The organism is Janthinobacterium agaricidamnosum NBRC 102515 = DSM 9628, assembly GCF_000723165.1.
In the GTDB taxonomy this organism is placed as follows: Bacteria; Pseudomonadota; Gammaproteobacteria; order Burkholderiales; family Burkholderiaceae_D; genus Janthinobacterium; species Janthinobacterium agaricidamnosum.
The window spans coordinates 4,201,614-4,219,953 of sequence record NZ_HG322949.1 but is presented as its reverse complement, the minus strand read 5'-3'; the positions used below and the strand labels follow the sequence as shown (position 1 = coordinate 4,219,953).

General features: G+C 63.3%; 18 protein-coding genes. 11 read left to right on the top strand and 7 right to left on the bottom strand.

The features are described 5' to 3' along the window. Positions 1-23: 23 nt before the first annotated feature. The 5 genes from GJA_RS18090 to GJA_RS18070 form a co-directional block, all read right to left on the bottom strand. Positions 24-2,840: an ATP-binding protein gene (locus GJA_RS18090; protein ID WP_038494928.1), complete on the bottom strand. Its 2,817-nt coding sequence runs from the start codon at positions 2,838-2,840 to the stop codon at positions 24-26. Between the two features lie 151 nt (positions 2,841-2,991). Further along, on the bottom strand, positions 2,992-3,402 hold the full coding sequence (locus GJA_RS18085) for a hypothetical protein (protein ID WP_038494925.1): 411 nt from the start codon (positions 3,400-3,402) through the stop codon (positions 2,992-2,994). A 284-nt stretch (positions 3,403-3,686) separates the two neighbouring features. Beyond that, the gene (rsgA, locus tag GJA_RS18080) at positions 3,687-4,613 is read right to left on the bottom strand and encodes a ribosome small subunit-dependent GTPase A (RefSeq protein WP_051781074.1); all 927 of its coding nucleotides are present in this window, start codon (positions 4,611-4,613) and stop codon (positions 3,687-3,689) included. Continuing rightward, positions 4,610-4,957, bottom strand: coding sequence for a 4a-hydroxytetrahydrobiopterin dehydratase (locus tag GJA_RS18075; RefSeq protein WP_242404574.1), 348 nt, complete (start codon positions 4,955-4,957; stop codon positions 4,610-4,612). The genes rsgA and GJA_RS18075 overlap by 4 nt, the downstream gene beginning before the upstream one ends. Before the next feature lie 12 nt (positions 4,958-4,969). Continuing rightward, complete coding sequence (locus GJA_RS18070; protein WP_038494922.1) at positions 4,970-6,244, bottom strand: M48 family metallopeptidase; 1,275 nt, start codon at positions 6,242-6,244, stop codon at positions 4,970-4,972. 47 nt (positions 6,245-6,291) lie between these two features. On the opposite strand from GJA_RS18070, the gene orn reads away from it, so the two are divergent. After that, on the top strand, positions 6,292-6,876 hold the full coding sequence (orn, locus tag GJA_RS18065) for an oligoribonuclease (RefSeq protein ID WP_174525985.1): 585 nt from the start codon (positions 6,292-6,294) through the stop codon (positions 6,874-6,876). A gap of 32 nt (positions 6,877-6,908) precedes the next feature. Here the strand turns inward: orn and gcvA are convergent, their stop codons facing one another. Continuing rightward, positions 6,909-7,835, bottom strand: a complete 927-nt coding sequence (gene gcvA, locus GJA_RS18060; protein WP_038494916.1) for a transcriptional regulator GcvA — start codon at positions 7,833-7,835, stop codon at positions 6,909-6,911. Positions 7,836-8,034: 199 nt separating this feature from the next. Here gcvA and GJA_RS18055 point away from each other — a divergent pair, with 199 nt between their 5' ends. From GJA_RS18055 to GJA_RS18035, 6 genes are all read left to right on the top strand, one after another. Beyond that, positions 8,035-8,943: a DMT family transporter gene (locus tag GJA_RS18055; protein WP_038494913.1), complete on the top strand. Its 909-nt coding sequence runs from the start codon at positions 8,035-8,037 to the stop codon at positions 8,941-8,943. A 247-nt stretch (positions 8,944-9,190) separates the two neighbouring features. Then, the gene (locus tag GJA_RS27495; protein ID WP_144241586.1) at positions 9,191-9,415 is read left to right on the top strand and encodes a hypothetical protein; all 225 of its coding nucleotides are present in this window, start codon (positions 9,191-9,193) and stop codon (positions 9,413-9,415) included. 35 nt (positions 9,416-9,450) lie between these two features. Next, positions 9,451-10,521: a hemin-degrading factor gene (locus tag GJA_RS18050; protein WP_038494910.1), complete on the top strand. Its 1,071-nt coding sequence runs from the start codon at positions 9,451-9,453 to the stop codon at positions 10,519-10,521. Then, positions 10,521-11,420 carry a heme/hemin ABC transporter substrate-binding protein gene (locus GJA_RS18045; RefSeq protein ID WP_038500331.1) on the top strand — a complete coding sequence of 300 codons (900 nt, stop codon included), beginning with the start codon at positions 10,521-10,523 and terminating at the stop codon, positions 11,418-11,420. Before GJA_RS18050 ends, GJA_RS18045 begins: the two co-directional genes overlap by 1 nt. Then, on the top strand, positions 11,417-12,460 hold the full coding sequence (locus GJA_RS18040; protein WP_051781071.1) for a FecCD family ABC transporter permease: 1,044 nt from the start codon (positions 11,417-11,419) through the stop codon (positions 12,458-12,460). The genes GJA_RS18045 and GJA_RS18040 overlap by 4 nt, the downstream gene beginning before the upstream one ends. A gap of 7 nt (positions 12,461-12,467) precedes the next feature. Continuing rightward, positions 12,468-13,271 (top strand): ATP-binding cassette domain-containing protein, encoded by an 804-nt coding sequence (locus GJA_RS18035; protein ID WP_038494906.1) that lies wholly within the window; start codon positions 12,468-12,470, stop codon positions 13,269-13,271. A gap of 40 nt (positions 13,272-13,311) precedes the next feature. Here GJA_RS18035 and GJA_RS18030 read toward each other — a convergent pair whose 3' ends face one another. After that, positions 13,312-14,022: a UPF0149 family protein gene (locus tag GJA_RS18030; RefSeq protein ID WP_038494904.1), complete on the bottom strand. Its 711-nt coding sequence runs from the start codon at positions 14,020-14,022 to the stop codon at positions 13,312-13,314. Between the two features lie 102 nt (positions 14,023-14,124). On the opposite strand from GJA_RS18030, the gene GJA_RS18025 reads away from it, so the two are divergent. From GJA_RS18025 to GJA_RS18010, 4 genes are all read left to right on the top strand, one after another. After that, positions 14,125-15,138, top strand: a complete 1,014-nt coding sequence (locus GJA_RS18025) for a serine/threonine protein kinase (protein WP_038500324.1) — start codon at positions 14,125-14,127, stop codon at positions 15,136-15,138. 96 nt (positions 15,139-15,234) lie between these two features. Further along, entirely contained in the window at positions 15,235-15,435 is a 201-nt protein-coding gene (locus GJA_RS18020) for a hypothetical protein (protein WP_038494901.1), read from the top strand. A 95-nt stretch (positions 15,436-15,530) separates the two neighbouring features. Beyond that, a complete protein-coding gene (locus GJA_RS18015) occupies positions 15,531-15,794 on the top strand; it encodes a hypothetical protein (protein ID WP_061301625.1) in 264 nt (87 codons plus the stop codon). Between the two features lie 166 nt (positions 15,795-15,960). After that, positions 15,961-18,312, top strand: coding sequence for a coiled-coil domain-containing protein (locus tag GJA_RS18010; RefSeq protein WP_038494895.1), 2,352 nt, complete (start codon positions 15,961-15,963; stop codon positions 18,310-18,312). Positions 18,313-18,340 lie beyond the last annotated feature (28 nt).

Sequence of the window (18,340 nt, the reverse complement as noted above, 5' to 3'; positions counted from 1 at the left end):
ATGACGACCTGGCGGCACCGGATTTAATAGATGTGCGCCGGCCGCGCCGGGTCGTGCTGCGGGGCGGCCAGCGGCAAGTCGAGCGTAAACGTGGTGCCTTGGGCGCCGCTGTCGACGCCGATCTGGCCGCCCAGCAGCGAGGTGACGATGTTGTAACTGATCGACAATCCGAGCCCGCTGCCGCCTTGTCCCAGCTTGGTGGTGAAGAAGGGATCGAAAATGCGCTTGCGGTTGGCTTCGGCGATGCCGCCGCCATTGTCGCGGAAAGTGATGCGCACCCGGCCGCCGCCGGCCGGCCGCGCGGCCAGCCACATGTGGCCGCCCTCGACCCGCTCGAAGGCGTGCAGCAGCGCGTTGTGGATCAGGTTGGTGAGCACCTGGCCCAGCGGTCCCGGATAACTGTCGAATGCGATGCCCGCTCCGACGTCGACGTCGATGCGGTGGCTGGAACCACGGATGCGGTTCATCACGGTGGCGATGACTTCGTGCACCACTTGCTGCAAGTCGAAGCGGCGCCGCTGTTCGGTAGTGCGGTCGACCGCCACCTGCTTGAAGCTGTTGACCAGGTCGGCCGCGCTGGTCAGGCCGCGCATCACCAGTTGCGCACCTTTCAAGGCGTCGTCGATATACGACACCAGGTCGGAGCGGCGCAGGCCGGGGCCGTTCAGCAGCCGTTCCACTTCTTCGGCCCTTTGCTGCATGGTGCTGGCGATCAGCAGGCTGTTGCCGATCGGCGTATTCAATTCATGCGCCACGCTGGCCATCAGCGCGCCCAGCGCCGCCAGTTTTTCTTGCGACACCAGCTGGGTTTGCGCATCCTGCAACTGGCGGTAGGCGTTGGCGTTGTCGAGCGCGATCGCGCCATACGCGCACAGCGTGCGAAAAATCAGCCGTTCGCGCTCGCCGTAGGCGCTGGCCTGGCCCACTTGCACCGTCATCACGCCCAGCACCCGTTCGCCGACCATCAGCGGCACGTACAGTCCGCTGACATTCGATACCGTGCCGGGTATGGTATAGGCGCGCCGTTCGGGCGGCATTTGCGCGATATACACTTCGCGCCGCTGCCGCAGGCAACGCACCGAATAGGCGTGCGGATGGCTCAGCGAAATCGAATTGCCCGGCAGCGGCTGGCCATTTTCGACGCCATAGGCGCGGCCCAGCGCGGTGCCGGCCTGGTCGGTCATGTAGACCGCGAAGGTATTGGCCGGCAGCAGCGCATGGACATGCCGGTCGAGCACCTGGAACACGGCTTCGGCGTCCAGGTGGGTGGTGATTTCCTGGCCGATCGCCGACAGCCGTTCCAGCGTGTCGCTGGTCTGTTGCAGCACGGCGGCGCGGCGCGCCTCGGCCGCCGCCAGTTCGCGGTGATGATAGCCCTCGGCGCGCGCATGCTCGGCCTGGCGCCGCACCTGTGCCGCGATGCTGCGGCTGGCGGCTTGCTGGCGCTGGCTTTTTTCGCGCGCGGCGGCGGCTTCCAGCGCGAGCTCATAGGCGCGCCGATGGTCGCCGGCGTCGGCATAGGCGCGCGCCAGCGCATCGAGCAATTCGCCGGGCGGCGCCACCTCATCGAGGCCGCCGGCCGCGTCCAGCGCCCGGTGCAGATAATGCAGCGCCGGGTTGCGCCGTTCCAGTGGTTGTGGCGGCGGCAAGTCGTGCCGCGCATGCAGCAGCGCCAGCACCCGCAGCGCCGCCACCTGGTGCCGCGCCTGCTGCTGCGCCTGCGCCAGCGCGGCCGCGTCCAGCGCCGCCGGCAATGCTTCGTGCGGACGTTCCAGGCAACACAGCGCATGCGCCAGGCCGCGTTGCGCGACGCTCTGGAAATCCGAGTGGCCGGGCGCCGCTGCGCGCTGCGCCAATGCTGAAAAAGCGTCCAGCGCGGCGCTGTAATCGCCTTGCTCCAGGCTCAGGTCGCCCAGCTGGCCGAGTGTCATCGCGTAACCGTGCACACCGGGCAGCGGCGCCAGGATGTGCAGCGATTCGCGCAGCAATTGTCCGGCCGCGTCCAGTTGACCGAGACGGCGCAGCGCGTCGGCGGCATGCGTCAGGCAGGCGCCGATGCTACGCGGCCAGGCCGTCGGCCGCGCCAGGGCGAGTGCGGATTGCATCCATTCCAGCGCCGCATGGTGATCGTTGAGACGGCTGAAGCAGTCGCCGATATTGATCGCGGCGCCGATCGCCGCGCGCAACTGGCCGGTGGCCAGCGCGGTTTCATAACTGCGGATATAAAAGCCGGCGGCGGCGCCGATGTCGCTGGACAGGCTGGCCGTCAAGCCGAGCAAGTCGTTGACCCAGGCCGCCAGCGCCGGCGGTTGCGGCTGGTCGTCCCAGCGCCGCGCCGCTGGCGGCTGCCGGCATAGCAGGTCCCAGCGCGCGATGGCCGCTTCGGCCAGCCCGGCACGCAATGCGTCGCCAGCGCGGCGCGCCGCCTGCAGCGCCTGTTCCAGTTCGCTGTCGCGGCGCGCATGGTCGCCGCGGTCGACCGCGATCCAGGCCCGCAGCCAGTGCGCATCGGCGCAGCCGGCGCCGTCGTCCAGCGCGCAGCACGTGTCGAAGGCCAGCCCGGCCTGCTGTTCGGCCGTGTCCAGCTCGCCATGCAGCCAGGTCAGTTCTGCTTGCAGCAGTTGCAGCCGCGCGGCGCCGGCGGCACGGACCTGCGCATCGATGTCGGCCAGCGCGAGCAGTTCCCGCGCCTCGGCGGCGCAGGCGGCGGCGCGGGCGCTGTTGCGCTGGCGCAAGTGCCAGGCCAGCGGCAGCAGCAGCGGCAAGCGCGCCGCGCCATGCAGCGCTGGCAAGCCGCGCTCCCATGAGACCACGTCGTCGTCGATTGCGAACATGTCCATCTAACAATCTCCCGAGCCAAAACACCGCGCCGGCAAGTCCAACAGGCCGGACAATACTGGATCGTATTGTATGCTGCATTTTGTCGGAATGAACAGATTGATTGGTGGATATCGATAGTGCGCCGTGCCATCCGGCGCCTTCGGCGCCAGGTCAGCGCGATGCGATGGTGCGGTGCGCCTGGCCCGGCGCGATAAATATACCCGGCAGCAGGTCGGCATCGGTGAGGATGACTTGCTCGCGGCCGTTGAGAAATTCCAGCGTGGTTCCGGCCCTGGTCATGAACAGGCCGGGCCCTTTGGGATACAGTTCCACCTCCCTCTTGCCTTTGATATTGGCCAGGAAATGGCCGTTTTCGATGCGCAGCGACATGATTTGATGATTGTCGAGGCGGTACACATTGTCGAAGTCGCCGACTTCCTCGGCGCTCGGCCGGTAGGCGTTGCTGGCGTTGCTGATCGACGCGCTGCCCGGGCTGGACGTTTGCGCCATGGCGTACGGGCTGGACAGGCTGATGACGGCGAGCGCGGCGGCGCTGATGGTTTTGACGATCGTCAGATGCATGATTTTACCTTGAGTCTTGCTTGCTGGTTGAAGGGGCAGGGCGTCTCCGGCAGCACGCGCTGGCGGGGACAGTGGCAAGATAATCAGGGCGACGGCGTTTAGCCACGGCAAAGCGATGAAGCGGGGATTTTGCGGGATGAACTGCGTTATGGCGCGATCAGGCGGATTGCTCCTGTATGTGCTGAAGAGCAATCTTTATGAAATAAAATGCGATCTTTTGAATGAAAGCGATCGATTTGCGATGCCGTTGCCCCCGGCGCAGGGTCGGGGTGGCAACGGCATGGTCAATACAGCGTTTGCGCCGATTCGTGCAGCAACTGGCCGTACAGCGTGTGGCGCATGCGCGCGATCTTGCCGTCGGCGACCGCCGCCAGCACCGCGCATTGCGGCTCGATCAGGTGGCGGCAATTGTAGAATTTGCAGCCGCCCAGGTAGGGCTGGAATTCGCGGAAAGCCCGCTCCAGCATGCCTTCGCTCAAGTGGTACAGGCCGAACTCCTGGAAGCCGGGCGAATCGATGATCGACGCCTGCTGGCCCAGTTTGTAGAGCCGGGTAAAGGTGGTGGTGTGCTTGCCGGTGTCGAGCGCGGCCGAGATTTCGCGCACCGCGATGTCGGCGTCCGGCACCAGCAGGTTGATCAGCGACGACTTGCCCATGCCGGACTGGCCGATCAGGATAGACGACTGCTTCGCCAGCAGCGGCATCAGGGTCGCCACCGCTTCTTCGGGCCGGGTGCGGGCCGACACTTCATGGACAGGATAACCGAGCGACGCATAGGCCAGCAGCCGTTCGCGGGTCTTGTCGAGCGAGGCGGCGACGTCGGTCTTGTTGAGGATGATATGGGCCTCGATGCCGGCCGCGTCGGCCGCCACCAGCGAACGCGAAATCAGGTCGTCGGCGAAACCCGGTTCGGTCGCCACCACGATGAACAATTGGCTCAGATTGGCCGCCAGCAGCTTCGATTTATACTGGTCCGAGCGGTACAGCAGCGTGCGGCGCTCCTCGATCTTGTCGATCACGCCCTGGTCGGGCGAGGTCAGCGTCAGCTGGACGATATCGCCGACCGCCACATTGGTCTTCTTGCCGCGCGTGACGCATTGCAGTTTCACGCCATCGGCGTCGGCCAGGTAATGCCGGCCGTGCGCCGCGATGATGACGCCGCTGAGCTGCTTGCCACTGTGGTTGCCCTCATTGTTGCCCTTATGCTTCATGCGGCCGTCCCGCGCTGCGCATACAGCAAGTCGGCCTTGGCCGCGCAAATGAAATCGTTGTCCGACAAGCCGCCGCCGCCCTGGTTCACCGAGTGGGTACGGTAGTGCACCGTGCACAGCTGGTAGCCGACCGTCAGTTCCGGATGATGGTCCTGGCTATGCGCGATATAGGCCAGCGCATTCACGAAAGCGATGGTCTGATAATAATTCTTGAACGTGAAGGCGCGGCTGAGCTGGCCGCCGGAAACGGTCCAGTCAGGGACATGGGGCAGCAGCGCGGCCAGCGCCGCATCGTCCAGGGCATCGCTGCGCGGCGCGCAAGTTTGTGTGGCGAGAGTGGTCATGGTGGTCATCAATCAGGTGGCTGCCAGGTTCAGGTGGCGGATGCGCACGCTGGCTGGCGGATGCGAATCGTAAAACGCGGAATGCAGCGGGTCCGGCGTCAGTGTCGAGGCATTGTCTTCATACATCTTGACCAGCGCCGACACCAGGTCGCGCGCGTCGGTATGAGTGGCGGCGAAGGCATCCGCTTCGAATTCATGCTTGCGCGAGCTGAGCGACGTCAACGGGCCGAGCAGGAAAGTAAATACCGGCAGCGCCAGCATGAACAGCAGCAGCACCATCGCATCGTTGGACTGGCCGGCCAGCATCAGCGCGACCGGATCGACGCCCAGGCCGGTATAAAACCACAGCTGGTTTTTCAGGAAGCCGAGCAGCGCCAGGAAACCCAGCGACACGACGAACATCACGGCGATGCGCTTGACGATGTGCTTCAGCTTGAAATGGCCCAGTTCATGCGCCAATACCGCCTCGATTTCCTGCGGCGCCAGGCGCGACAGCAGGGTATCGAAAAACACGATGCGCTTGTTGGCGCCGAAGCCCGAGAAATACGCATTGCCGTGGGCGCTGCGTTTCGAGCCATCCATGACGAACAAGCCTTTCGACGCGAAGCCGACGCGCTGCATCAAGCCTTCGATGCGGGCCTTCAGCGATGCGTCGGCCAGCGGCACGAATTTGTTGAACAGCGGCGCGATCACGGTCGGGTACAGCACCATCATCAGCAGCTGGAAACCGCTCCAGACCAGCCACGCGTACAGCCACCACAGGTCGCCGGTCTGGCCCATCAGCGTCAACACCACCCAGATCAACGGCAAGCCGATGACCGCGCCCAGCAGCACGCCCTTGAGCATGTCGCCAAAAAACAGGCCCTTGCTCATCTTGTTGAAGCCGAAGCGCTGTTCCAGCACGAATTGTTTGTAGTAATCGAACGGCAAGTCGATCAGGCCGGAAATCGCGGCGAAGGCGACGATCAGGCCGATCTGGTACAGCATGCCGGGGCCGGTCAGGTGCAGCACGCCGATGGCCAGCCACTGCAAGCCGCCCAGCAAGGTGAAGCCGATCAGCACCGCGCTGTTGACCACCAGTCCCAGCAAGCCGAACCTGGTCTTGGCGACGGTGTAGTCGGCGGCCTTCTGGTGCGCGGCCAGCGGGATCCTGGCGGCGAATTCGGGCGGCACGGCGGCGCGGTTGGCCAGCACGTGGCGGATCTGGCGCGTGGCGAGCCAAAAGCGCACGACCAGCGTCAAAATAAGGAAAGATACAAACAAAATGGAAAACGCGAGTGAATACATTCTATGCCTGTGAGAAAATGACGGATTGATTAGGCCTAGAGAGAATTATGTCACAAGCGACCGATTTAGCAGCACCAGCGAGCATCCCCCGTCCAAATGAAATGAATTTGATCTGGGTGGATATGGAAATGACCGGCCTGGAACCGGATACCGACCGCATCATCGAAGTGGCGGTGGTGGTCACCGACATGCACTTGAACGTGCTGGCCGAAGGCCCGGTATTCGCGATCCACCAGTCCGACGAAACCCTGGACAAGATGGATGCATGGAACAAGGGCACCCACGGCCGTTCCGGCTTGATCGAGCGGGTCAAGGCGTCGACCGTGACCGAAGCGCAAGCCGAAGCCGAGCTGATCGCCTTCCTGAAAAAATACGTCCCGGCCGGCAAGTCGCCGATGTGCGGCAACACCATCGGCCAGGACCGCCGCTTCATGGTGCGCGGCATGCCGAAACTGGAAGCGTTTTTCCACTATCGCAATGTGGACGTTTCGACACTGAAAGAATTGTGCAAACGCTGGAAACCGGAAATCGTCAGCGGCTTCAAGAAACACCAGAAGCACACCGCGATGGCCGACATCATCGAATCGATCGAAGAATTGAAGTATTACCGCGAGCATTTCATCAAGCTGTAAGGCTTCTTGAAACGTGGCCTGTCCGCGCCGGCCTAGACCGGCGGCAGCGCCGCTTCCTGGTCGGCGCGCGCTTCGGCGATGACCCATTCGCAGAATGCATGCACCAGCGGCCGGGCTTCGGCCTGGGCGGTGCGCAGCAGGTAGTAGCGGTGCGGGCCCAGCACTTTGTGCTCGAACAGCCGCACCAGCCGTCCGGAACGCAAGTCGTCGCCGATCAGCGGTCCCGCCGCGATCGATACGCCCTGGCCGCTGGCCGCCGCGTCCAGGCATAAATAGGTATGTGAAAAGCGCGCGCCGCTATTGCCGCTGTAGGGCACGCCGCAGCTTTGCATCCAGCGCGCCCAGTCGATTTCTCCCGGCAGCTTGACTTCCGGTTCGTCGTGCAGCAGCGGATAGCGCAGCAAGTCGGCCGGCGTCCTCAAATTGCTGGCGGTCGCGCGGAAGGCCGGGCTGCACACGGCTGAAAACCATTCCTCCATCAACAGGTCGACCTTCATGCCCGGATAGCGTCCCGGTCCGAGCCGGATCGCCACGTCGACGCCGTCGCGCGCGAAGTCGACCGGATGGGTCGAGCCGAGCACCCGTAATTCGATGTGCGGATGCCGGTCGCGCAAGCGGCCCAGGCGCGGCATCAGCCAGCGCGTCACCAGCGAACTGGTGGCGGTGACGGTCACCACTTTTTCATCGCCCTGGCGGCGCGCCTGCTCGGACACGTCGGCCAGCTGGTTCAGGATCGGGCGCAGCGCGGCCGCGTAGCGCTGGCCGGCGCCGGTCAGCACCACGCCGCGCGGCATGCGCTGGAATAAGACGATGCCCAGCCAAGCCTCCAATTGTTTGACGTGATGGCCGATGGCGCCGGCCGATACATGCAATTCTTCGCCGGCGCGCTGGAAGCCTTCGTGGCGGGCGGCGGCGTCGAAGGCGTGCAGGGCGGCCAGCGGCGGTAAGTGACGGGACATGATGAGCCTTAATATTATTGAGCCTGTCCGTAAAGAATATTGGTTTGTTTGATTTCGCGCAAGTAGCTATGATTCCAACCATGAGTTATTTGCGAACTTTATACCCGCAAATTAATTGACTCTTTATCAGTAGCTGCCAGGCGCCGTGGCAAGCATCCACTCGGGCGCGCCAGTTCCCTTAAATATGAAGAGGTAAGTCATGTCTGATCGCCGCGCGATTGCGCTGGTGTTGCTGTCGGCCGCCGGTTTTGGCAGTTCGGCTGTGTTTGCCAAGGCGGCGTATGCGTCCGGCGTCAATCCGTCGACGATGCTGGCCTTGCGCTTCGTGATGGCGACGATGTTGCTGCTGCCGCTGGTGTGGCTGGGCGGCTGGCGCTTGCCGCGCGGTCGTCTGCTGGCCGGTTATATGCTGATGGGGCTGATGTACACGGCCCAGTCGCAAGGCTATTTTAATGCCCTGATGTATGCCAGCAGCGGCCTGGTCGGCATGTTGCTGTATGTTTATCCGGTGCTGGTGACGATTTTGGCGCTGATGCTGGGCTGGGAAAAACTCGACAAGCGCCTGCTGATCCTGATGGCGCTGGCGATCGGCGGCATGGCGATCACGCTGGGCGGCAAGTTGCAGGGCAAGCCGATCGGCATCGTGCTGGCCTTGATGGCGGCCGGCGTCTACGCGGTGTATATTTTGTACGGCAATAGCCTGTCCAGGAGTAAGGAGAACATCCATCCATTGGCGGCGTGCGTGGTGATACTCGGCACCGCCGGTGTCAGCAACAGCGGCGTGGCGCTGTGGCAGGGCTTGTCTTTCCCTTCGACCGCTCAGGGCTGGCTGGCGGTCGGCGCCATTGCGCTGTTTTCGACGGCGATTGCGATAGCCGCATTTTTTGCCGGCGTGCAGCAAATCGGCGCCGCCAAGGCATCGATCCTGTCGACTTTCGAGCCGGTCATCACGATGGGCTTTGGCATTACCCTGCTGCATGAATCGGTTAGCGCCAGCCAGTTGCTGGGCGGCGTCATGGTCTTGACGGCGGTAATCTTACTGGCCCAGCGGCCGGCGTCCAAGCCGGATACCGTCACGGCCGGCCAGGCCGCCCAAGCCGGCGCCTGATCCGTCCGCCGGCGGCGCTCGCCGCCGGCTTATCTTGCCCTCGGTTTAGTTGTTGCGCACGCCAATTAAAATAAGCCTTTAGTTGCGAATGATTCTCATTTATAATTGATTTCAAGGATCAGCGCTCCCGACGGCATCAGCATGCCTGCACGGCGATGCAGCGATGCGTTGATATGCGTTGATCCGGTCGATTATTCGCCACCAGCCAGCTTCAGCCAGCCAGTGTTCACCTGCAAAGGAGTACGCCGTGCTGCATCAATGTCCCTTGTCCTGGGGGTATCTGCCAGGAAGCGCCCCGACGCCGGCTACCGGCGGCACTGTTCCCCCTTCGCCGGAAAGCACGGTGCTGGCCTTCATGCACCACCTGGCGACAAGCGCCAGGATGCCGAATGTCTTCGATAAACAATACTGGCACTTGTCCGAGCTCAACAAGCTCGACGCCGACAGTCCCGCTCCCAGCCAGCATTCGTAAGTTTCCGCTCGGTATGACTTTTAAAAGGAACCGTCATGCAATCCACGCAGATTAATACCATCCAGGCCAGTTTCGCGACCTTGCGCCGCGAAAAGAAAGCGCGCCACCGCGACATCGCCGAACAACTCGATATTTCCGAAGGCGAATTGATCGCCGCCCATATCGGCGCCACCGGCGCCATGACGGCGCAGCGCTTGCTGCCCGACTGGCCGACCATCATCGAGGCGCTGGAACCGCTCGGCGAAGTGATGGCGCTGACCCGCAACGCCTCGTGCGTGCATGAAAAGATTGGGGTCTACCGCAAGGCCAGCAACAGCGGCCATATCGGCCTGGTGCTGGGCGGCGCGATCGACCTGCGGGTGTTTTACCGGCTGTGGGCCTTCGGTTTCGCAGTCAGCGAGCAGGGTGAAAAAGAGCCGCAGCGCAGCCTGCAGTTTTTCGACGCCAGCGGCACCGCCGTGCACAAGATTTTCTTGAAACCGCATAGCGACCTGGCCGCGTATGAGACGCTGGTGAGCCGTTTTGCCGACGACAATCAAACGGCCGGCATCGCAGTCGGCGTCGTGCCGGCCAGCGCGCCGGAACTGCCGGACGAGCAGATCGACGTGGCCGGTTTCCGCGCGGCCTGGGCCGACTTGCGCGACACCCATGAATTTTTCATGTTGCTGAAAAAATTCTCGGTGTCGCGCCTGCAAGGCTTGCGCCTGGCCGAAGCGCGCTTCGTGCAGCAAGTCGACCAATCCTGCGTGCTCGACCTGCTCAACGACGCGGTGCGCGAGGGCGTGTCCATCATGGCGTTTGTCGGCAATCCCGGCATGATCCAGATCCATTCCGGGCCGGTGCACAAGGTCGCCGTGATGGGGCCGTGGATCAATGTGCTCGATCCCGGTTTCAACCTGCATTTGCGCGAAGACCATATCGCCAGCGCCTGGGTGGTCAGGAAGCCGACCGTCGACGGCCTGGTCACGTCGCTGGAATTATTCGATGACAAGGGCGACACCATCGTGATGTTCTTTGGCGAACGCAAACCCGGCGCGCACGAATTGTGCGAATGGCGCGCGGTAGTCGATAACGTTGTGCGGGAGCATGAATTATGCGCAGCGTGATGAGCACCCTCCGTGCGCGCCGCAACGCGCTGAAAACGCTGGGCCTGGGCGCGTTGGCGCTGGCCGGCGCCGATCCGCTGCGGGCGCTGGCGGCGGCCGGCAAGCCGCGCCGCATCGTCAGCGTCGGCGGCGCGCTGACCGAGATCGTCTACGCGCTGAGCGCCGAGGCCGACCTGGTCGGCGTCGACACCACCTCGCTGTATCCGGCCAGCGCGCAAAAACTGCCCAGCGTCGGTTATGCCCGCACGCTGTCGTCCGAAGGCGTGCTGGCGCTGGCGCCGACCGATGTCATCGCCACCGAGGAAGCCGGCCCGCCGACGGTCTTGCAGCAGGTGAAGGCGGCCGGCATCCCGGTGACGGTGATGAATTCCAATTACCGCTTTGAAGGACTGCTGGAACGCATCAGGCGGGTCGGCCAGATCATCGGCCGCGATGAACCGGCGGCACGGCTGGCGCAAACGCTGCAGCAGCAATGGAGCGCGACGCGGCAAGAGCAGGCGCGCCGCAAGCACGCGCCGGTGCGGGTGCTGTTCGTGCTGGCGCATGCGCCGAACCAGATCATGGTCGGCGGACGCGATACCGGCGCCGACGCGATGATCGCCTATGCCGGCGCGCTGAACGTGCTGGGCGGTCCTGCCGGTTTTGCCGGCTACAAGCCGCTGACGCCGGAAGCGGTGATCGCCGCGCGGCCCGACGTGGTGCTGGTCACCGACCAGGGCGTGCAGGCGTCCGGCGGCGTCGACGGCATCCTCAAACTGCCGGGACTGGAACAAACCCCGGCCGGGCGCAGCCGCCGCGTGGTGTCGCTGGAAGCGATGTACCTGCTCGGCTTCGGTCCGCGCCTGCCGGCCGCGGTCGCCGCGCTCGACGCCGCGCTCGTCAAGGCGATGCCGGCATGAGCCAGGCGGCCCTGGCGCGGCCGGCCATGCCGATCCGTCCGCGTCCGGCGCTGCTGCTCATCGTCGCGCTGCTGCTGGTGCTGCTGGTCGCGGTGCAGGCCGGCGCGGTGGCCGTGTCGTGGCAGGACTGGAGCGCGCCGTTCTTGAAAGACGCCCAGGCCGGCGGCGGCAGTTATGTGCTGTGGAATATACGCTTGCCGCGCGCGCTGTTTTCCATCCTGATCGGCGCCGCGCTGGCGCTGGCCGGCGCGCTGACGCAGGGCTTGTTCCGCAATCCGCTGGCCGATCCCGGCCTGCTCGGCATCAGCAGCGGGGCCGCGTGCGCCGGCGCGCTGACCATCGTGCTGTCGGCCGGCCTGCACCTGGCGCCCGGCATGCGGATCTGGCTGTTGCCGGCCGCGGCGTTTTGCGGCGCGATGCTGATTTGCGCCGTGCTCGACAAGGTGGCGCGCTGGGCCACGCCCGGTTCCATCGTCGGCTTGCTGCTGACCGGCGTCGCCTTGAACGCGGTGACGGTGGCGGTGATGGGCTTGTGCGTCTACATCGCCAACGACGACCAGTTGCGCACGATTACCTTCTGGACGCTGGGATCGCTGGCGGCCGGCAGCTGGCTGCAAGTCGGCGCGCTGCTGCTGGTGCTGGCCGCCGCGCTGTGGGCGGTGCGCTACCTGACCCGCGCGATGAATGCGCTGGCGCTGGGCGAAGCGGCGGCGATGCATGTCGGGATCGACGTCGGCCGGCTGCGCACCCAAGTGGTGCTGCTGGTCGCCCTGCTGACCGGGATCGCCATCGCCTGGTGCGGCGGCATCGGTTTCATCGGCTTGATCGGACCGCACCTGGTGCGCACCTGGCTGGGCGCGGACCAGCGCAAGGTGCTGCCGTTGTCGATGCTGGCCGGCGGCTTGCTGCTGCTGGTGGCCGACACGCTGGCGCGCACCGTGGCCATTCCGGCCGAAGTGCCGGTCGGGATTTTCACGGCGCTGCTGGGCGGACCATTCTTCCTGATGCTGCTGCGCCGCTTCCGCCACAAAACCATTTAATGTGCACATGACAGAACACCATAGCCAATCACTGTTGCGCCTGAAATTTGCCAGCGCTAAACTGGGCCAGCAGTTCTTCGGCCCGTTCGACATCGCCATCGCCGGCGGTGAACGCATCGCGATCCTCGGCCCCAGCGGCGCCGGCAAGTCCACCTTGCTGAAGTTGATGGCGCGCGAATTGAAGCCGGAGTCGGGCCAGGTACTGTTTGCCGGCCGCTCGCTGGCGGACTGGAATCTGGCCGCATTGAGCCGGCGCCGCGCGGTGCTGCCGCAAGCCGGCGACGTCGCCTTCGGCTTGATGGCGGAGCTGGTGATCGGACTGGGCCGGGTGGTGCGCGAACACGATCCGTACTTGCCGGAGATCGTGCGCGGCGCGGCGGCGCTGGCCCACGCCGGCCATTTGCTGGGACGCCGGCTCGATAGCCTGTCCGGCGGCGAGCAGGCGCGGGTACAACTGGCGCGCATCTTCGCGCAACTGTGGGATGCCGAGCCGGGCTTGATACTGGTCGATGAACCGCTGGCTTCGCTCGATCCGGGCTTGCAATTCGACTTGTTGGAAAGCATGGACAACTTTGCATCGCAACATGGCCACGCCATCGTTGCGATCTTGCATGATATTAATCACGCATTGCTCGGCTTCGACCGGCTATTGCTGGTCAAGTCTGGCCAGTTGGTGGGCGACATGGCCAGCGATGCGGCGGCGCTGCCGGCGCTGGAAGCGCTGTATGGCATCGCGTTGAATACCGCCATAAACGCTGACGGTGATGTGTGCGTGATTCCTGCGCGTAATAAAAAACGGCCGTTCAACTGAACGGCCGCCGGTATTGCTGTCTGCGTGCTTCTTTTAATAATTATTCCGCCGCCGCTTCCGTCGCCGATTCAGCGCCGCAGCATTTCTTGAATTTCTTGCCGCTGCCGCAGGGGCAGTCGTCGTTGCGGCCGACTTTCGGTTCTTCGCGCTTGATGGTTTGTACCGCCGGTTTGCGGCGCGGCACCCAGAAACGGTAGATGTTCGGCAAGTTCGCTTCCAGGTCCAGCGCCAGTTTATGGGCCTTGACCGGATCTTCGACCAGCTTCAATTCTTCTTCTTCGATTTCGTCGGCGCCCAGCAGATAAATCGGCTGCATCAAATCGCCGACTTCCGAATCCCAGATTTCATCCCAGGAACCGTTACGCAATTCCATGCCTTCCCAGAAACCCCAGCACCACGCTTCGGCGTCGATCAGGGTCTGGCCTTCGTATTCATGCTCGACGAACAGCGGCTCGAATTCCTTTGGTGCCACTTCGAACGTGACCAGCACTTCATTCATGAAGCGCATGATCAGGTTGACGATGCGTTCTTCTTCCTTGGCGTTCTTGAATTGTGGCGCAACCTTGCCGTCTTCGCCCCAGACTCGCGGCAGCCATTCGGCCGGCATGATGGTTTCCGGGCCGATCGCGACGGCGGTCAGGTAACCGTGCAGGGTGTCCATCGTCATCGCGTCTTCGGGGCTGCGCTCCGACAACAGGAATTGGTCTAGTTCGTCGAATTCTTTTTCTGATAAAGGCTGGTCGAGTTGCATGGCGTGCTCTTAATGGATGGAAGGTGACAGTATACGCCCTGCGGCGGCCGAACGACCAACAGTTTGCGCAACCGCGGGGTGGGGGGCCTTACAATGCTGCGTATGCATACCAAAAACCAGCCGACTGACGACGCCAAACCTGTCCATCCCTTTTCCGAACTGAGCCCGGATTGCGTGCTCGACGCCCTCGACAGTGTCGGCTTGCACGGCGACGGCCGCCTGCTGGCGCTGAATAGTTATGAAAACCGGGTATATCAGGTCGGCATCGAAGACAGCCCGCCGCTGGTGGCCAAGTTTTACCGGCCGCAACGCTGGAGCGACCAGGCCATCCTCGAAGAGCACGCCTTTGTGGGCGAACTGGTGGAGCGCGAAATCCCGGTGGTGCCGGCGCTGGCATTAAATGGCTCGACCTTGCACCAGTTCAAGGATTTCCGTTTCGCGGTGTTTCCGCGCCATGGCGGTCGCGCGCCCGAGCTGGACGATCCGCTGACGCTGGAATGGATCGGGCGCTTCATCGGCCGCATCCATGCCGTCGGCGGCCTGGCGTCTTACCGGGAACGGCCGGCGCTGAATCCGGACACCTTTGGCATCGAGCCGCGCGACTTTTTGCTGGCCAACGATTTCATTCCACCGGAATTACTGGCCGCCTATTCCAGCGTGGTGCGGCAGGCGCTCGATGGCGTCAGGCGCTGCTATGAGCGGGCCGGCGAGGTCAGCCTGTTGCGCCTGCACGGTGATTGTCATGGCGGCAACGTGCTGTGGACCGACGCCGGGCCGCACTTCGTCGATTTCGACGATAGCCGCATGGGACCGGCGATCCAGGATTTGTGGATGATGTTGTCGGGCGAACGCAGCGACCAGGTGCGCCAGATGAGCGATATCCTGGCCGGTTACGAGGATTTCTGCGATTTCGAGCCGCGCCAGCTGTACCTGGTCGAAGCGTTGCGCACCTTGCGCCTGATTCATTATTCGGCCTGGCTGGCGCGCCGCTGGGATGACCCGGCCTTTCCCGTCGCATTTCCATGGTTTAACACGCAACGTTACTGGCAAGACCGCATCCTGGAATTGCGCGAACAAGTGGCGCTGATGGATGAGGCGCCGTTGTGGCCCGTGTAAGGGATGAATCGGCTGCACTTCCTTGTAAATCTTGATTTTATTGGGTTTTGATATAGAATCAATGTAGATTCTATGTGAAATTTCTGAGGAAAAACTATGGCAATCACATCATTTAATATTGATAGCAAGCTTGATAACACCTTGGAAGATCTCAAGATACACTATGGTGCTGCTTCGAAGGCTGAGGTTCTTCGCAAGGCGATTGCGTTGTTGAACGTCGTTAGCCGCAATGAAAATGAGGATGGCAGTGTCACCATTCGGCACAAGGAACAAGATGTCAAGGTCATTTTGCGGTGAGCCTGCATCGTGCCGGCCAAGGTAGAACGGTTATTCTTGGTGACGAAGAAGCCAGGCTGGGACCGACGCCAGTTGAGTCTGCCACAGCACGCAGCATGACAGCAGACATGTGGTTTCGCGGTTGCATGGTCGCGGTCGTTTGCGGAATTTTTATCTGGCTCAATATGGGCGTCATGTCATTCATTCGTGATGCATTTGCACACGATAGCGCCAGGATGCTGGCATCGCCCCCGATGCCAGCGGCTGATCGCTTGATCACGTCCAATGTGGTGATGGCATTGATCGGTGCGACGGTGGTTCAAACGGGCATCGGTTTCATCGCCATCATGAGCTACCTTTTCCCCAAGCGTCCTCGATAATTCTGCTGGGGAAATTATTTAAGCGACAACGTTAACGCGCGATAAATCATGAAAAGGGGGGCATTTCCCCCTCTGCTTGCTGCTCGGTCTGTTTGGGTGCTGCCCGATAATGGGTACTAAGAAATTCCGTCAGTCGTTCGGAACATACCCAGACAGCGAGAAACTCATGCAAGCACAACAAGATCAACGCAACAGCGATACCCTGACCATCGACCAATTGCCGGACGATCAGGTGGCTGGCGTGGTGCATGAGCAAGAAGATGTAGTGGCGATAGCGGGACCAGCCGTGGCCGGCCGCGAGCAGATGGAAATGAAGGCGATCCACGAAGCCATCGCCCGGGTCGAAGCGGAAGCCAAGGCCACTTGCGCCGCCGAAACCCGTGCGCTGGCTGAAGCCCGGGTCCGTTCGCTGGCCGAAGACCGCGCCGCGATCGATGCCGCCGCCACCGCCGCCGCGCAGCAAAATGCCGATGCCGCCGAAGACGCGATCGCCGCCAACCGCGAACGGCTGGAAACCATGCGTGCCGCCGCGCTGGCCAGCGTGGCCCGGCTGGAAGCGGTGAAGCAGGAAACCGCCGAATTGCGCGCCCGCGTCGAATCCGATACGCAAATTCGCGTGGCCGCCGAACAGCGTGCCCGGGCCGAGCAGGAAAACCGCTTGCGCGCCAGCGAACAGATCGCCGTGCATTCCGAGCTGGCCGAACAAGCGGCACGCGCGTCCGAAGAATTGCAGCAACAAACCGAACAAGCCCGTCTGCAAGCGGTGGAGCGGGTTGCCGCCGTGCAGGCGGCCAAAGATCAGATGGTCGGCATCGCATCGGCCGATGCGCGCCTGAGCGTGCTGGCGCGCGAGCGCGAACGTCACGCCCATGGCGCGCGTCAAACCGCGCAAATGCTGGCCGAAGCGGAAGGCGAAGCGCTGGAATTGACGATGCAGCGCGAGCGGGCCGACCAGATCGCGCTGGAATCGGCATTCAACCGCGCCGCCGCCGAAGTGCGCGCGCTGGAAGAGGCCCGCGCCTTGGCACACCTGGAGCAAGAGCGTGAAGCGATTGCTCTGGCGCAAGCGGAATCCGAACGCCATGCGGCGCAATCGCTGCGCCTGCGTTTGCAAACCGAAAAAGAATTGCGCGATGCGGCGATCCACCGCGAACGCCTGGAAATGATCGCCGCCGCCAGCGCCGAAGCGCGCCGCGACGCCGACCTGCGTATCTTGGCCGCAACCGAGGCGCGCATCGAAGTCGACCGTCAATTACGCACGGTTGCGCTGGCGCGCATCGCCGCCGAACAGGATGCTGAAATCCAGGGCCACGCCAAGGTCGAGGCAGAAACCATTGCGATGGAACATGCGCGTCAACGCGAAGCGGCGCAGCAAGCCGCCGCCGCTGCCGCCGTGCTGGAATCGGAAGAGCAGCAACATGCCGCCCGTTTGGCCCATGAACGTGCGGAATTGACGCGCAAGGCTGCCGAACTGGCGGCGCAACAGAATGCCGCCGAGCAAGCCGAAATCACGGCTATCGCGGCCCATGTCGAAGCGCAACAAGCCCAGGCTGAACTGGCGTCGCAAAAGGCGCAGCAAGCGGCGTGTTTGCTGGATGCTGAGCAAGCCCGCGCTAGCGCGGAGCAGCAAGCGATTGCCGCCCTGAAAGAAAAACGGGCAGCCGAACAAGCCGCTTTTGATGCCGCGCAAGCGCGTATCCAGGCCGAACAGGCGCAGGCTTCTGTCTTGCGCGAGCAGCGGCAAGCCGAGCAGGCATTGAAGGAAGCCGCCGATAAAGCCGCCGATGCGATGCGCATCCTGATGGACCAGGCGCTGGTCGAAGGCGAACAAAAAGCTGCCGCTGCGCAAGCCGTGCAGGCACAGGCGCGCTTGGCTGTGGAACTGGGCCAGGTGCATAGCGAACGGGCCCGCATCGAGCATCAAAAAGCGGCTGCCGCCGCTGAATTGCTGGCGCTGGAACAAGATTTTGTGCGTGCCGAACGCGAGTCGCTGGCCTTGATCGAACAAAAGCTGGTGCAGCAGCGTCAGGCGACCGCGTCCGAAGAGCGCGCCTCGAAAGCGATCGCCAGCCGCCTGGAATCGGAGAAAAACCTGGCGATCTCCGCCGCCGCGCGAGTTCGTATCGAGCAGGAACAGGCCGATGCGATGTTACAGCGCGAAGTGGAAGAACAAGCCGCGCAGCAAGCGAGCCAGGAAAAATTGGCGGCGCAAAAAGACTTGCTGACCAGTGCACAAGCGCATGCCGCCTTGCAACGCAAAGCGGCGGACACCACGCGTTTGATGGCGATTGCCAAGCAACAATTACTGGAGCGGGAAACCCGCTTCGAACAAGAGCAGCAACAGGAACTGGCTGCCTTGCAAGCAAAATTACAGGCAGACCAGGGCGGTTTTTCGGCGACGTTGGCCGCCGCCCGCGTCAAGGCCGAACAAGCCAAGTCGGCCAGCATCGCCCGCGAAGTCATCGAACGCCTGACCCAGGCCGGAGAAGCGGTGGGCGGTGTCTGGCGCACCCGATAACGGGACCCGATAAGGCGCCGCCAACGGT

Bases quoted from the DNA above. Each gene is read 5' to 3' on its own strand.
- GJA_RS18090 (WP_038494928.1), bottom strand. From the start codon at position 2,840: ATGGACATGTTCGCAATCGACGACGACGTGGTCTCATGGGAGCGCGGC.
- GJA_RS18085 (WP_038494925.1), bottom strand. From the start codon at position 3,402: ATGCATCTGACGATCGTCAAAACCATCAGCGCCGCCGCGCTCGCCGTC.
- rsgA (WP_051781074.1), bottom strand. From the start codon at position 4,613: ATGAAGCATAAGGGCAACAATGAGGGCAACCACAGTGGCAAGCAGCTC.
- GJA_RS18075 (WP_242404574.1), bottom strand. From the start codon at position 4,957: ATGACCACTCTCGCCACACAAACTTGCGCGCCGCGCAGCGATGCCCTG.
- GJA_RS18070 (WP_038494922.1), bottom strand. From the start codon at position 6,244: ATGTATTCACTCGCGTTTTCCATTTTGTTTGTATCTTTCCTTATTTTG.
- orn (WP_174525985.1), top strand. From the start codon at position 6,292: ATGTCACAAGCGACCGATTTAGCAGCACCAGCGAGCATCCCCCGTCCA.
- gcvA (WP_038494916.1), bottom strand. From the start codon at position 7,835: ATGTCCCGTCACTTACCGCCGCTGGCCGCCCTGCACGCCTTCGACGCC.
- GJA_RS18055 (WP_038494913.1), top strand. From the start codon at position 8,035: ATGTCTGATCGCCGCGCGATTGCGCTGGTGTTGCTGTCGGCCGCCGGT.
- GJA_RS18050 (WP_038494910.1), top strand. From the start codon at position 9,451: ATGCAATCCACGCAGATTAATACCATCCAGGCCAGTTTCGCGACCTTG.
- GJA_RS18045 (WP_038500331.1), top strand. From the start codon at position 10,521: ATGAGCACCCTCCGTGCGCGCCGCAACGCGCTGAAAACGCTGGGCCTG.
- GJA_RS18040 (WP_051781071.1), top strand. From the start codon at position 11,417: ATGAGCCAGGCGGCCCTGGCGCGGCCGGCCATGCCGATCCGTCCGCGT.
- GJA_RS18035 (WP_038494906.1), top strand. From the start codon at position 12,468: ATGACAGAACACCATAGCCAATCACTGTTGCGCCTGAAATTTGCCAGC.
- GJA_RS18030 (WP_038494904.1), bottom strand. From the start codon at position 14,022: ATGCAACTCGACCAGCCTTTATCAGAAAAAGAATTCGACGAACTAGAC.
- GJA_RS18025 (WP_038500324.1), top strand. From the start codon at position 14,125: ATGCATACCAAAAACCAGCCGACTGACGACGCCAAACCTGTCCATCCC.
- GJA_RS18020 (WP_038494901.1), top strand. From the start codon at position 15,235: ATGGCAATCACATCATTTAATATTGATAGCAAGCTTGATAACACCTTG.
- GJA_RS18015 (WP_061301625.1), top strand. From the start codon at position 15,531: ATGACAGCAGACATGTGGTTTCGCGGTTGCATGGTCGCGGTCGTTTGC.
- GJA_RS18010 (WP_038494895.1), top strand. From the start codon at position 15,961: ATGCAAGCACAACAAGATCAACGCAACAGCGATACCCTGACCATCGAC.